Genomic DNA, 14,544 nt, shown 5'->3' on the forward strand with positions numbered 1-14,544 from the left:
CTCAGTGGTAATCGACGATCTCGACGTCATGCGCGTCACCCGCCGCCCATCGGAAGCAGATGCGCCATTGATCGTTGATCCGGATGCTGTGTTGGCCCTTCCGGCCGCCCTTGAGCGCTTCCAGGCGGTTGGCCGGCGGAATCCGCAGGTCCTCCAGCACGAACGCGTTGTTCAGCATTCGCAATTTGCGCCGGGCCACTGCCTGGATGTCAGCCGGCAATCGCCGGGACGGGATGCCGTCCCAGAGCCTCTCCGCTTCCTTGTCGGCGAAGGTCCGGATCACGGGCGCACCATAACGCCATGCGTCATATAACGCAAGCCGTCATAGCAGGTAACAGGGTCAAAGCTCCGGTGTGCCGTCTGAAATGACTTTAATGGCTTCGTCGGCCCCGCGTTGTTGCTGGCGACTCTGCGCTGCTGTCAACGGCTGCGGTGCCTTGCCGCCGGCACAGTGATCGATGTACGTACCAGACGGTTTGTCGATCAGTTCCTGGCATGGATCCGCCGCCACGCCCACAGCAGGCGCAGCGACCGGAGCAGGTTGCCCTCTCCCTTGAGCGGCAGCATTTGAACGAGACGAAGCGGCCGTCGGAAGCGACTGAATGACGCCCTGCAGATGCCGGGCCACCAGAATCACGAAGATCAGAAACAGGCCCGCGATGACCAGCTTCACCACTATCGCCTGCCCCAGACCCGACGAAGCCTTTGCTGCCAGTTTTGTCGCAGGGCCGCGCAGCCGCGCCAACGAGTCGAGCGCCGAATCCGGTACCGGCCCGAGCATGGCCCGGAGCTCATGCCCATCGATCAGCTGGAAATTCCGCTGTCGGGTCCCGGCCTCGATCGCGGCCTTCGTGAACTCGCCACTGGTGATCAGAATTGCGCCAGTAGCGCCCTGATTGACCATGATCCCGAGCAACTCATGTACCGCGTTGTGCGGAACCTTCATCGCCGTCCATCGCTTGCACTGGACCAGAATGAAACTGTCGTCGCGCCTGAGCTTCAGGTCAACGCCACCATCGCAGTCACGACGGGTGCCTCCTGTCCCTACATGCTCGACCTCGTACCCCTGGCTTCGGTAAAAGCCGGCAACAAGCACTTCGAACTGTTCCCAGTCGACCCGCGCGAGCGCATCGTAGTGACGGCGACTTACCGGCTTCAGTGCCATTTCCGTCCAGCCGCTTTCCTCGGAATCATGTCTGGCTCCCATCCAACCGCAAAAGCACGGCGCTACGGATCCTCGCTTCGGATATCGCCAGCGCCCTGTCCAGCGACCTGGAGGCCCAGAGCTCCGCTTCGTCCAGGTGCTTGACCGTCCCGGTCCTGTCCCCCGCCATTGCGGCCATCAGCGAATCGCACCGGGCAGTCAGCGATGGCGAGCACCACGCCGCAAACGGCGAAAGCAATTCAGCCGGCGAATGCTCAGCTGACCAGGCCATCATCGCCAACGAAAACCTGACCTCGCAGCGAAGCATGGAGACAAAGTCCTTCAACGCATCGGCCATCTTCGGCGGCAACTCCGAAACGGCCGATTGGATCTCCGAGTCCAGTGCAGACGCTCGCGCCCATTCGCCACGATTCTGATACGCCTTCAACCGGAGCCAGATACCGAACAACGGCGCGGGCTGTGGTTGCGTGGCCAAGGCAGCCACTGTGTCGGCGGGTAACTCATCGGCTGGTGTTCCGGCGATTGCCAGGCCGTTCAAGTACGGCATGTAGAACTCAGGCGACGTCTCGTCGATCCCCCGCAACCAGCACAGAAGCATCAGGCCATCACTCGGACTCGACCGCTCGGCAGGCATCAGCGCAATCAGCGCCGTGGCGAGATTCATTGCCGCAAGGCCGATGAGCGCAAACCCCGCTGCGCTCGGCACGAACCAGACACCAGCCGCGCCGGTGCAAAGTGCAACCGACAGGCTCGCGACGGGCCCACCGGCGATCATCAGCAGGATCTGGTCCTTCAAAGGACGCGATGGATCAGGGAACGCCCTCACGAAGCCGGACGTACCCGGTGGCGGTCGCTGCAGCCGCATCCGCCAGCCACGCCGCTGCGCCAGGAGGAAGACCCGGCTCACCTGCATCGAGCAGACCGTCATGCCGGCGATGCGTGCGCCAGCCACATGCCCCAGCTCATGGAAAAGGACCGCAATCGGCCACGTCAGCAACGCGAGCAGCGCCCCGGGACCAATGAGCGACCACCACGCCTTCGACGCGGTGATCAAGCACCCAGCGGCAACCGCCCACCCCGCGATCCACAGGCAGGACTGCGCAACCATGCTTGACCGCAAGACCCAGCGCGGAGGTCGCCAACCCAGGCCCGAGCCGGCATCCACCGTGCCCGAATCAATCGCGTCAGTTGTCATGGAACCTGGCGCCGGCCGTGTCAGTTCAACCGCGAACCCGCAGCCGGTGCGATCTCATCGAACCGGGCAGGATCGGTGGTATCCACCAACGCCAGCCGCTGCTTGAGTTCCTCGTCAGACAGGGCACCTTCCCGGTGCAACCACTGGAACCGGCGGCGATGCTGCTCGGCGGTGTCGCCGTCGGGCATGAAGTCGTACTCGGCGCGGAACTGCTTGGCGCGGCGCGTGTCGATCTCCGTGAGAATCCGCTCGCCGTCCACACCGGAAATCACAAGCAGATTGCCCTTGCCGGACGGCACGAGGGTGAAACTGGTCGTTCGCAGCCGGTAAGCCGCATAGGCGACTGCACCCACCAGCAACCAGATCGACGGCGAAACCGTATGGCTTTCGAACCACCTCATGACGGTCACCAGCGCACCCAGCGCAAGCCAGAGCAACCCGGCATTGCGCAGCCAGCATTGCGTTCCTGCAGCGTCTGGCGGTCGCGACTGATGTCCGTATAGGCCACCGAGAAGGACCGACCGCCCGAGCTGTCCTGTACTTGATACCGCAGTTCCTCTTCCCCGAACTCGAACCTGGTGCGGTTCGAATTCCGCTTCTGCTGAATCTCCATCCCCTACTCCATTTTCTCCCCGAGGCTATTTAGCCGGAAGGCCTCGATGCTCGCAACGGGTCACGCGGGTGGCTCGCAAGAAAAAGCCCGCCGAAGCGGGCTTTCCTGACTTACATGTTGCGGCGGTACTCGCCACCCACGTCATACAACGCATGACTGATCTGCCCCAGGCTATGCGTCTTGACCGCCTCCATCAGGCTGGCAAACACATTCCGCCTTTCGCGGGCCGTAGCCTGTAGCGACTTCAACCCATCCGCCGCATAACCATTCCGGTTGCCCTGATACCCGGCCACGTTCTCGATCTGCTGCCCCTTCTCCCCTTCGGTGCTGCGGATCAGCTCGATCTCCGTGACGATGTCGCCGCCGTGGTCCTTCGGCAGGAAGGTATTCACGCCGATCAGCGGCAGCGAGCCGTCGTGCTTCTTGTGCTCGTAGTACAGGCTCTCTTCCTGGATCTTGCCGCGCTGGTACATGGTGTCCATCGCGCCGAGCACACCGCCGCGCTCGCTGATCGCCTCGAACTCCTTGTAGACGGCTTCCTCGACGATGTCGGTGAGCTTGTCGACGATGAAGCTGCCCTGCCAGGGGTTCTCGTTGAAGTTGAGGCCCAGTTCCTTGTTGATGATCATCTGGATCGCCACGGCGCGGCGCACGCTTTCCTCGGTCGGCGTGGTGATCGCTTCGTCGTAGGCGTTGGTGTGCAGGCTGTTGCAGTTGTCGAACAGCGCGTACAGCGCCTGCAGCGTGGTGCGGATGTCGTTGAACTGGATCTCCTGCGCGTGCAGGGAGCGGCCGCTGGTCTGGATGTGGTACTTCATCATCTGGCTGCGGGCGCTGGCGCCGTAGCGCTCGCGCATCGCGCGCGCCCAGATGCGGCGGGCGACGCGGCCGATGACGGTGTACTCCGGGTCCATGCCGTTGGAGAAGAAGAACGACAGGTTCGGCGCGAAGTCGTCGATCTTCATGCCGCGCGCAAGGTAGTACTCGACGATCGTGAAGCCGTTGCTCAGGGTGAAGGCAAGCTGGCTGATAGGGTTCGCGCCGGCCTCGGCAATGTGATACCCGGAGATCGACACCGAGTAGAAGTTGCGCACGCTGCGGTCGACGAAGTACTGCTGGATGTCGCCCATCATGCGCAGGGCGAACTCGGTGCTGAAGATGCAGGTGTTCTGTGCCTGGTCTTCCTTGAGGATGTCGGCCTGCACGGTGCCGCGCACGGTCGCCAGCGTGTGCGCCTTGATCTTCTCGTAGGTCTCGGCGTCGACGACCTGGTCGCCGGTCACGCCCAGCAGGCCCAGGCCGAGGCCGTCGTTGGTCTCCGGCAGCATGCCGCTGTAGGTCGGGCGCTGGCGGCCGGCGAACATCGCCTCGATCTTGTCGTGCGCCACGTCCCAGCGCGACTGGTCTGCGCGCAGGTACTTCTCGACCTGCTGGTCGATGGCGGTGTTCATGAACATCGCCAGGATGATCGGCGCCGGGCCGTTGATCGTCATCGACACCGAGGTGCTGGGCGCACACAGGTCGAAGCCGGAGTACAGCTTCTTCATGTCGTCCAGCGTGGCGATATTGACGCCGGAGTTGCCGATCTTGCCGTAGATGTCCGGGCGCACGGCCGGGTCTTCGCCGTACAGCGTGACGCTGTCGAAGGCGGTGGACAGGCGCGCGGCCGGCTGGCCGACCGACAGGTAGTGGAAGCGGCGGTTGGTGCGCTCGGGCGTGCCCTCGCCCGCGAACATGCGGATCGGGTCTTCGCCGGTGCGGCGGTACGGGTAGACGCCGCCGGTGTACGGGTAATAGCCCGGCAGGTTCTCCTTCTGCAGGAAGACCAGCAGCTCGCCCCAGCTCTTGTACGTGGGCGCGGCGATCTTCGGGATCTTCTGGTGGCTGAGCGATTCGCGGTAGTTCTCGACGCGGATGGTCTTGTCGCGGACCTGGTACTCGTTGACCTCGTCGGTGATCGACTTCAGGCGCGCCGGCCAGCCGCGCAGCAGCTTGAGGGCGTCGGAGCTGAGCGACTGGATGGCGTCGTTGTAGCGCTGGCGCAGCGTCAGCAGGGTCTTGTCGCCACCGTCGGTGAGGGCATCGGCGGCGAACAGGTCCAGCGCCTTGGGCAGGCTCTCGTCGCCCAGGTCATGCAGCGACTGCCAATAGCTCTGCGCGCGGTCGGCCACTTCCGCCTGCGTTTCGATCTGCGCGTTGATGCCGCGGCCCTGCTCGGCGATCTCGGCCAGGTAGCGCACGCGCGCGCCCGGGATCAGCACGGTCGCGCGCGGCTCCTTCAGCGAGGTGTCGATTTCCGGCGTCCACTTCTCTGCCGGCAGCGACAGCTTCTCGCGCAGCAGGCGGCACAGGTTGGCGAACATCCAGCTGATGCCAGGGTCGTTGAACTGGCTGGCGATGGTCGGGTAGACCGGGACGTCCTCGTCCTTGGTCTGGAAGGCCACGCGATTGCGCTTCCACTGCTTGCGCACGTCGCGCAGCGCATCCTCGGCGCCGCGCTTGTCGAACTTGTTGAGCACGACGAGCTCGGCGAAGTCGAGCATGTCGATCTTCTCCAGCTGGCTCGGCGCGCCGAAGTCGCTGGTCATCACGTACATCGGGAAGTCGACCAGGTCGACGATCTCCGAGTCCGACTGGCCGATGCCGGCGGTCTCGACGATCACCAGGTCGTAGCCCAGGCCCTTGAGGAAGCCGATGCAATCCTTGAGCACGGTGTTGGTCGCCGCGTGCTGGCGACGCGTGGCCATCGAACGCATGTACACGCGCTTGGAGCGCAGCGAGTTCATGCGGATGCGGTCGCCCAGCAGCGCGCCACCGGTGCGGCGACGGGTCGGGTCAACCGAGATCACGGCGATGCGCATCTCGGGGAAGCTGGCGAGGAAGCGGTTGAGCAGTTCGTCGGTCACCGACGACTTGCCGGCGCCGCCGGTGCCGGTGATGCCGATCACCGGGGTCTTGCCGCCGGCCAGCTGCCACTGCTTGCGCAGGTGCGAGAGCTGCGATTCGTCGAGCAGGCCTTCCTCGATCGCCGAGAGCATGTGGCCGATGCTGATTTCATCGTCCTTGTCGGGCGCGTGCTCGGGCGTCTTGGCGCCCTTGCGGGCATCGTTGGCGCGACGGATCACGTCCTCGATCATCGCCACCAGGCCCATGTGCATGCCGTCATTGGGGTGGTAGATGCGCTCGACGCCGTAGCCCTGCAGCTCGCGGATTTCCTCCGGCGTGATTGTGCCGCCACCGCCACCGAACACGCGGATGTGCGAGGCGCCACGCTCGGCGAGCATGTCGACCATGTACTTGAAGTACTCGACGTGGCCGCCCTGGTAGGACGACAGGGCGATGCCATCGGCATCTTCCTGCAGCGCGGCGCGGACCACGTCCTCGACGGAACGGTTATGGCCCAGGTGGATGACCTCGGCGCCCTGCCCCTGGATCAGCCTGCGCATGATGTTGATGGCGGCGTCGTGGCCGTCGAACAGGCTGGCGGCGGTGACGAAACGCAGCGGGCTGGTCTCGACGGCGGTTTCGGGGAGGGGGCTGGCAGGAGTGCTCATGACGCGCTCAATACGGAAACGATCGAATGCGGATTGTAGCGCGTCGGGCATTCGGCCCCCCACGTCCCGTCATTCCCGCGCAGGCGGGAACCCAGTGACGTTGGCTTTTGGAGCCGTCCGCAACCCGACGACGCCGGGTTCCCGCCTTCGCGGGAATGACGGGGTGAGATGACTGGCCGACCCTCCACGCATCCCCCGTCATCCCCCAGACCACCCCTGCGCGGCGCCACGGGTTATGGCTACACTCAACTCCCAAGCCATTGCCAACATGTCAGACGACACCGTCCTCCTAGAGCTGCGCCGCCAGGCCCACCACGGTTCGCCGCAAGCGCTTTACCAGCTTGCGACGGCGCTGGTGATGCGGCATGAGCTCGAAGAGGCGTTCGTCCTGCACCGCCGCGCCGCCGAAGCCGGCCTGGCCAATGCCCAGATCGAATGCGCGCGCATGCTGCTGTACGGCGTCGGCTGCGAAGCCGATGCCGAACTGGCCAGCGCCTGGTTGCTGCGCGCCGAACACGCGGGCAGCCCGATCGCCAGTTACTTCCTGGCGCTGGTGGCACTGGGCGGTTTCGCCCTGCCGCGCGATGGCCGCATCAACGAACGCCTGTTGCGGGCGATTCGCGCCAACTATCCACCGGCGCTGCGCGCCGCTGCCATCCACTTCGGCCGCAAGCCCGGCGAGGCCGACCAGGTCCGCTGCATTCAGATGCTGGAGCTGGCCGCCGGCCATGGCGACGCGGTGGCGGCACGGCTGCTGGCCGAACGACTGGCGCGCGGCGAAGGCTGCGCCCGCCAGCCGCTGGCGGCGCGCGACATCTGGTCGCAGCTGTCGGCCATCGGCATCGGCGCGCTGCCCGAGATCACCGTGCCCGAGTACGCCGCGGAAGGCACCCATACCGGCGCGCTGTCGCTGGAAGAAGTGCTCGTCCCGGTCGCGCCGAAGCGGCAGTCATTGCGGCCGCGGGTGTCGACGATCGACGGCCTGCTCAGCGCCGACGAATGCCGCCTGCTGGTCGCCAATGCCGAGTCGCGCCTGCAGCGCTCGCAGACGGTCGATCCCGAGACAGGCCTGCCGCTGGCCATGCAGATCCGCACCAGCAGCGACGCCGCGCTCGATCCGATCCTTGAAGACGTGGCGCTGCGCAGCGTGCAATTGCGCATGGCCAGTGCCGCCGGCGTGCCGCTGTCGCATGCCGAACACCTGACCGTACTGCGCTACGAACCCGGCCAGGAATACCGCCCGCACCGCGACTATCGCCCGGCCGGCTCGATCGAACGAGACGGCCCGCAGGCCGGCAATCGCCTGCGCACGATCTGCGTCTACCTCAACGAGGTCGAAGCCGGCGGCGAAACGCATTTCCCGGTGTCCGGGCTCAAGGTGGCCCCGCGCCCGGGCCGCGCGGTCATCTTCGACAACCTGCAGTCCGACGGCACGCCCGACGTCGATTCGCTGCACGCCGGCCTGCCCGTGGAACGCGGGGTGAAGTGGCTGGCCACGCTGTGGCTGCGGCAGGCGCCCTACCGCAATTTCTGAACAGGCATCCGGGCGACGTCGCCATTTTGCCGGTCATGGCGCGTACGTATGCGTATCCGTCGATTGGATTAGACTGTCGCGCCTGTGGCGAGGGGTTCCCCTCTGCTGCGGAGGCGAATCCTTTTCGATTCAACTACTTACACATCACAGTTGGCGTATAGCGCGACGCGCGAATCCTGACGCCAGCAGCGGAGCACCCGATGATTTTCGAAACTCTGGACACTTTCGGCCACGAGCAGGTCGTGTTTTGCCATAACAAGGACGCGGGCCTGAAGGCCATCATCGCGATCCACAACACCGTGCTCGGTCCGGCCCTGGGTGGCACCCGCATGTGGCCGTACAAGACCGAGCAGGACGCGCTCAATGACGTGCTGCGCCTGTCGCGCGGCATGACCTACAAGAACGCGGTCGCCGGCCTCAACATCGGCGGCGGCAAGGCCGTGATCATCGGCGACCCGGCGGCCGACAAGTCCGAAGCGCTGTTCCGCGCGTTCGGCCAGTTCGTCGAAGCCCTGGGCGGCCGTTACATCACCGCCGAAGACGTCGGCATCGACGTCAACGACATGGAATATGTCTACCGCGAGACCGAGTACGTCACCGGCGTGCACCAGGTCCACGGCGGTTCGGGCGACCCGTCGCCGTTCACCGCCTACGGCACCCTGCAGGGCCTGATGGCGACGCTGAACAAGCGCTTCGGCGATGAGGAAGTGGGCAAGTACTCCTACGCCGTGCAGGGCCTGGGCCATGTCGGCATGGAGTTCGTGAAGCTGCTCAAGGAGCGCGGCGCGAAGATCTTCGTCACCGACATCAACAAGGGCCTGGTCGACAAGGCCGTGTCCGAGTACGGCGCAGAAGCCGTCGGCCTGGACGAGATCTACGACGTGCCGGCCGATGTCTACTCGCCGTGCGCGCTCGGTGGCACCGTCAACGAGAACACCCTGCCGCGCCTGAAGATGAAGGTCATCTGCGGCGCCGCCAACAACCAGCTGGCCAACAACGCCATCGGCGACGAAGTGGCCAAGCGCGGCATCCTGTACGCACCGGACTATGCGGTGAACGCGGGCGGCGTGATGAACGTGGCGCTGGAACTCGACGGCTACAACCGCGAGCGCGCCATGCGCATGATGCGCACGATCTACCACAACCTCGCGCGCATCTTCGAGATCGCCGAGCGTGACGCGATCCCGACCTACCGCGCCGCCGACCGCCTGGCCGAAGAGCGCATCAACGCCATCGGCAAGCTGAAGCTGCCGCTGGGCCGCAGCGCCCCGCGCTTCCAGGGTCGCATCCGCGGCGGTCACTAAGACGCACGCACTTCGACGGGGCCGCTGGCCCCGTCGTCGTATCTGCAGTTTCAGACGACTCCTAGGGTGTCGGCGCATGCGTCGGTTCAAGCTACCGGCCCCACCCCCGGAGTCATCGCCATGCGCGCCACGATCGTCCTTCTCGCCCTTGCACTCACGTGCGCCATCGCGGCCCACGCCGGCGACGGCAAGATCGATTACGACCACCAGGAACAATGGCAGGCCGCGCACGACAAGGCGCAGTCGCCGATCGACATCGTCACCCATGACGCCGTCCCCGCCGCCGGCAACGAGCCCGGCGCGCTGACGTTCACCCACACCCGCGCACCGGTCGAGGCGGTCGTCGACAACGGCCACGCCGTGGAAGTGGAGACACACGCCACGCAGGCGACCATCCGCGGCCGCCACTTCATGCTCGCGCAGTTCCACTTCCACGCGCAGAGCGAGCACACCATCGACGGCCGCCACTACCCGCTGGAGGGCCATTTCGTCTTCAAGGCCCAGGACGGTCGCCTGGCCGTGGTCGGCGTCATGTACCAGGCCGGCGCGGCCAATCCGCAGGTCCAGACCCTGCTGGATGACCTTTCGCACAAGACGCCGGCGCCTGCGGAGCCTGAAATCGATATCGCCGGGCTGCTGCCCCGCCAGCGCGGCTATTACCACTACCTGGGTTCGCTGACCACGCCGCCGCTGACCGAGAATGTGGAGTGGTATGTGCTGCCCGCACCGGTGACAATGTCGCAGCAGCAGATCGACGCGTTCCTGGCGCACTACCGCCGCAACAACCGCAACATCCAGCCGCTCAACGGGCGGCCGCTGGTCCATTTCCAATGATTCATTTGACCTGATCCATTCGCCGCAATCGACAACGAGGCCCGCATGCGCAGTTTTTCACTAGGTGACGATATCGATGCACTGCGCGATGCGGTCCGCCGCTTCGCCGACGCGGAGATCGCACCGCGGGCCGCGAACATCGACGAGGACAACTGGTTCCCGCAGGACCTGTGGCCCAAGCTGGGCGAACTGGGCCTGCTGGGCATCACCGTCCCCGGCCAGTACGGCGGCAGCGAGATGGGCTATCTGGCCCATCTGGTGGCCATGGAGGAAATCTCCCGCGCCTCCGGTTCGGTCGGCCTGAGCTACGGCGCGCACTCCAACCTGTGCGTCAGCAACCTGTACGCCAACGGCAACGAGGCGCAGCGCAACAAGTACCTGCCCAGGCTGTGCAGCGGCGAATGGAAGGGCGCGCTGGCGATGAGCGAACCGGGCGCCGGTTCCGACGTGGTCGGCTCGATGATCTGCCGCGCCGAGCGCAAGGGCGACGTGTGGGTCGCCAACGGCAACAAGATGTGGATCACCAACGGCCCCGAGGCCGATGTGCTGATCGTCTACATGCGCACCGCCGGCAAGGACGCGGGCAGCCAGTGCATGACCGCCTTCATCGTCGAGAAGGGCATGAAGGGTTTCTCCACCGCGCAGAAGCTCGACAAGCTGGGCATGCGCGGCTCCAACACCTGCGAGCTGGTGTTCGAGGATTGCGAGATCCCGCACGAGAACGTGCTCGGCGAAGTGCACAAGGGCGTCAAGGTGCTGATGCGCGGACTCAACACCGAGCGCCTGGTGCTGACCGGTGGTCCCATCGGCCTGATGCAGGCCGCCCTCGACATCGCCCTGCCCTACGTGCGCGAGCGCAAGCAGTTCAATGCCGCCATCGGCACGTTCGGCCTGATGCAGGGCAAGATCGCCGACATGTACACCTCGCTGCAGTCCAGCCGCGCCTTCGCCTACCAGGTGGCGCGCGACTTCGACAGCGGCCACAGCAGCCGCGTTGATGCGGCCTCCTGCCTGCTGCATGCCTCGGAAGCGGCGGTGCAGGTCGCGCTGGAAGGCATCCAGGCACTGGGCGGCAACGGCTACATCAACGAGTTCGCCACCGGCCGGATCCTGCGCGACGCCAAGCTCTATGCGATCGGCGCCGGCACCAACGAGATCCGCCGCATGCTGATCGGCCGCGAGCTGTTCAACGACAAGCACTGAAGACCTTCCCTCCCCCGCCGTGCGGGGGAGGGAGCGGCTGGGTCAATCGAACCGCATCACCAACCTGTCGACCACTTCGCCTGCGCACCGGTCCAGGCCTCGCCATTGCTGTAGCGGCTGTCGACGTCGAAGCTGATGCGGCTGTCGCGCCCCACGTCTGCGCCGAGGCTCAAGCCAAGCACGCCGACGTCCTGGTCCAGGCCGTAGCCCACGATCGGCGCCCACGCGTCCAACCCGGTGAAGCGGGCCTGGACATCCTGGCCGGACTGCGACAACAGGTGCTGCCATTCGGCGCGCGCCTGCAGATCCCAGCGAATCGATGCCCCGCGCCAGGCATGCGCCATGCGCGCACCGAGCAATGCCTGCGATGCGGTCATCGTTGTCGCTTCACTGGTCAGGCCAAAGCCGGACGCACCCTGCTCGCTGAAGGCATCGCGATCGAGCTGGAGGAGCTGTGCGCCGACGTACGGCGTAATGGTGGTCGCACCGAAGACGTACCGGCGGCCACCCTGCAATGACACGTTGCCGTAGCGGTGCGCATAGTCGCTCGATACGCGGTACTCATCGCCGCCGAGCACGATCTCGCGTTGCAGCCAGCGCTGCATATGACCGAAAGCGGCACTGCCCAGCAGGTAGCCCTCGTCCACATTCCACGACGCGTAGAGCTGGCCCTCGACCTGGCGATTGCGCTCGCGATCGTAACGCTGCGAGTGCCAGGCATTGCCGTTGGTTTCGGCCAATGCGGCGCCGAAGGTGACGCCGTTGCCGTGGCGCTGGTCCAGGCCCAGCATCCAACCCGTCGCATCGACATCGTACGAGGACCAGCCGCGCCTGCCCCCTGTCTGCTGCGACCAGGCACCGGTCGGCGCCTGGTTGCCGTGCAGGTCGTCCAGACGCGATTCCAGCGCACGGCGGCTGCCCTCGATGGCCATCATCGCCATGGCACCGTCGGCATCGTGCAGCTCGCCCGAAAGACTCGACAACGTGCGCTCGTATTCCTGCGCGCTGGTCACCTGCTGGATTGCCGCGGCCCCTGCCAGGACATCCGCATCCGGTTTCACGGAGTCGCCAAGGCCCTGGTCGATCGCGTCGAAAGCGCCTTCCACGCGCTCGGCACTGCCCAGTGCTGCCGTCGTCAGGCCAAGGCTGCTGGCGACCAGGGTCATCTCGGCACGCACCACGTCAAGCCAGACCGTATTGGCGTCGTAGCCGACCTGCGCGTTCAACGTCATGGACGAGGGCCACGACACCGACGAGAACACGCCGGTTACGCCCTCGTCGGCTATCAGGATTTCGGTTCGGTATCGCGCGGTATAACCATTGGCGATGCCCATCACAGACAGTGCACCGTCGATGCTCGCCGTCCCCTCGAAATGCAGCGGCTTGGTGCCCAGCGGGATCATGAGATTTCCCGTCGACTCCTGCGTGAAGTTGCCGCGGAAAGCTGCATCCTGGTACTGCCCCACGCTAAGGAACCCGGCATTGCGTATATCGCCAGCGAACGTGAGCTGCACGTTCTCGTGGTTGCCAAAGAAGAGCTGGCCGCTCTGTTTGATGTCGATGTCGCCGCCAAGCTCTCCCTGTATCGCCCCAAGCGAGCCGCGGCTTTGCACCTCCACCGACGAAGCAAGGTCGCCATACACGGCCAGGGTCGCGTTGTTGCGCAACACCGTCTTGCCGGTATAGGTGTTGTCGCCAAACAAGGACAGGGTGCTGAATACACCGCCGCCGTCGACGACCAGACCGCCATCGCCACTGATGTCATTGCCCCATACCGAGTCCTGGGAACCATCAAGGGTGACGTGCACGTCGCCCCATGCGAAACGGGCCGGACCCTGCACGGCCTTTTCGGCATTCAGCAAGCCCCAGCCGTATACGTCATCCACGCCCGCCGCACCGAGATCGGTCGCGGTGCCCAACAAGGTCTGCCTGACCAGGTTGTTGTCGAAGTACGGGAACTCGGACCAGACCATCGCGGCAACGCCCGATGCCTGCGCCGCGGCGTAGTCCGTTCCGTGCACGACTTGGTAGGTATGCGAAGTCGCCGTGTCGTTGGCACCACTGACGATCACGTCGCCGGGCGCCACCAGGCAGCTTTGCTTTGCGACGCCGCAATGGTTGGAGTACGCGGCGATCGTCTGCGGTTCCAGACCGTCGACAGCGCCCACCACCAGCCAACCGTTGCCCAGCCCGGCGGGGTCGCCGCTGGTATCGAACGGCAGCCGTGCCAGCATCGATGGCTGGTCCGTCCCCGAGTTTCCGGATTCGACGACGACCAGCGCACCACGCCCGGCGGGATTGGCCACGTTGGCGAATGCGACGTACCCGGTGGTGCTGGGGTCCCAACCAAGCGCGTCGCTGGAGACGTTGAGGATGGTTCGCGGTGCATTGCCCAGCGACGAGACCAGGAACGCCATGGCGTCGGCGTTGAATGCTTTGGTGCCTGGTGCGGCCGTGACATCGTCCAGGACACGCAAGGAGTGCAGGTTGAGGTTGCCCTGGGCGACACCACCGGGGAACCGGTCCACCCAGGTGCCGGCGGCGATCTGCGCAACGGCCGTGCCATGACCGTTCTTGTCGGCGACAGTGGTGTCCTTGGCGGTGTCGTCGATCAGGATCGAAGTGCTCGAAACGTCGTCATCCAGGGCGGGATGAGCGAAGTTGATACCCGAGTCCAGGAACGCCAGTGTCACGCCATCGCCGCGGTATCCGTTGCTGCTCGCCCGATCGGCGTGGATCCAGTAAAGATGCGCATCGGCGGCCGGCTGCGGCGGCGGCACCACGGGCGGGTCTACCGGCGGCGTAACCGGCGGCTCAACCGGGGGAGTGACTGGCGGAGTCACCGGAGGAGTGACTGGAGGATCGACCGGCGGCGTGACCGGCGGCGTAACCGGCGGATTTGGCGTGGACGGGCCTACCGGTGGCGGATCGCTGCGGACGTTGCCGCCGCCACCACCTCCGCCACAGCCGACCAGTCCAATGACGCACAAACCCAGCATCACGCCACGTGCCAGAGGCCCGCGTGTCAGTTCCTTGCGACGCATGCAACTCTCCCCGGACAGCCTCCCCCCTGCTCCCCAGCAGGCTCGGCGGGGCCGTCATGACGATCCTATTCAAACATGGCCGGCGCGGAGCAACCTTG

11 protein-coding genes are annotated in these 14,544 nt (G+C 65.5%); 4 read left to right on the top strand and 7 right to left on the bottom strand.

Annotated elements, in window-relative coordinates; genetic code table 11:
- Window position 1: 1 nt before the first annotated feature.
- The 6 genes from AC3A3Q_RS08490 to AC3A3Q_RS08515 form a co-directional block, all read right to left on the bottom strand.
- The gene (locus AC3A3Q_RS08490; protein ID WP_487585829.1) at window positions 2-283 is read right to left on the bottom strand and encodes a type II toxin-antitoxin system RelE/ParE family toxin; all 282 of its coding nucleotides are present in this window, start codon (window positions 281-283) and stop codon (window positions 2-4) included.
- A 57-nt stretch (window positions 284-340) separates the two neighbouring features.
- Entirely contained in the window at window positions 341-1,165 is an 825-nt protein-coding gene (locus AC3A3Q_RS08495; protein ID WP_487585830.1) for a restriction endonuclease, read from the bottom strand.
- A 25-nt stretch (window positions 1,166-1,190) separates the two neighbouring features.
- Window positions 1,191-2,219, bottom strand: a complete 1,029-nt coding sequence (locus AC3A3Q_RS08500) for a zinc metalloprotease (RefSeq protein WP_487585831.1) — start codon at window positions 2,217-2,219, stop codon at window positions 1,191-1,193.
- Between the two features lie 161 nt (window positions 2,220-2,380).
- Window positions 2,381-2,761, bottom strand: coding sequence for a hypothetical protein (locus AC3A3Q_RS08505; protein ID WP_487585832.1), 381 nt, complete (start codon window positions 2,759-2,761; stop codon window positions 2,381-2,383).
- A gap of 5 nt (window positions 2,762-2,766) precedes the next feature.
- Window positions 2,767-2,973: a hypothetical protein gene (locus tag AC3A3Q_RS08510; RefSeq protein ID WP_487585833.1), complete on the bottom strand. Its 207-nt coding sequence runs from the start codon at window positions 2,971-2,973 to the stop codon at window positions 2,767-2,769.
- 110 nt (window positions 2,974-3,083) lie between these two features.
- A complete protein-coding gene (locus AC3A3Q_RS08515) occupies window positions 3,084-6,527 on the bottom strand; it encodes a methylmalonyl-CoA mutase family protein (protein ID WP_487585834.1) in 3,444 nt (1,147 codons plus the stop codon).
- Between the two features lie 268 nt (window positions 6,528-6,795).
- Between AC3A3Q_RS08515 and AC3A3Q_RS08520 the strand changes: the two genes are divergently transcribed.
- The 4 genes from AC3A3Q_RS08520 (at window position 6,796) to AC3A3Q_RS08535 (ending at window position 11,402) form a co-directional block, all read left to right on the top strand.
- Window positions 6,796-8,061 carry a 2OG-Fe(II) oxygenase gene (locus AC3A3Q_RS08520; RefSeq protein ID WP_487585835.1) on the top strand — a complete coding sequence of 422 codons (1,266 nt, stop codon included), beginning with the start codon at window positions 6,796-6,798 and terminating at the stop codon, window positions 8,059-8,061.
- Window positions 8,062-8,261: 200 nt separating this feature from the next.
- Window positions 8,262-9,365 (top strand): Glu/Leu/Phe/Val dehydrogenase dimerization domain-containing protein, encoded by a 1,104-nt coding sequence (locus AC3A3Q_RS08525; protein ID WP_200605657.1) that lies wholly within the window; start codon window positions 8,262-8,264, stop codon window positions 9,363-9,365.
- A 120-nt stretch (window positions 9,366-9,485) separates the two neighbouring features.
- A complete protein-coding gene (locus AC3A3Q_RS08530) occupies window positions 9,486-10,199 on the top strand; it encodes a carbonic anhydrase (protein WP_487585836.1) in 714 nt (237 codons plus the stop codon).
- A gap of 45 nt (window positions 10,200-10,244) precedes the next feature.
- Window positions 10,245-11,402, top strand: a complete 1,158-nt coding sequence (locus AC3A3Q_RS08535) for an isovaleryl-CoA dehydrogenase (RefSeq protein ID WP_487585837.1) — start codon at window positions 10,245-10,247, stop codon at window positions 11,400-11,402.
- A gap of 56 nt (window positions 11,403-11,458) precedes the next feature.
- Here AC3A3Q_RS08535 and AC3A3Q_RS08540 read toward each other — a convergent pair whose 3' ends face one another.
- Window positions 11,459-14,446, bottom strand: a complete 2,988-nt coding sequence (locus AC3A3Q_RS08540) for an autotransporter domain-containing protein (protein ID WP_487585838.1) — start codon at window positions 14,444-14,446, stop codon at window positions 11,459-11,461.
- Between the last annotated feature and the right edge of the window lie 98 nt (window positions 14,447-14,544).

The sequence above is a fragment of the Lysobacter sp. Soil_C_59 genome (genome assembly GCF_057656415.1).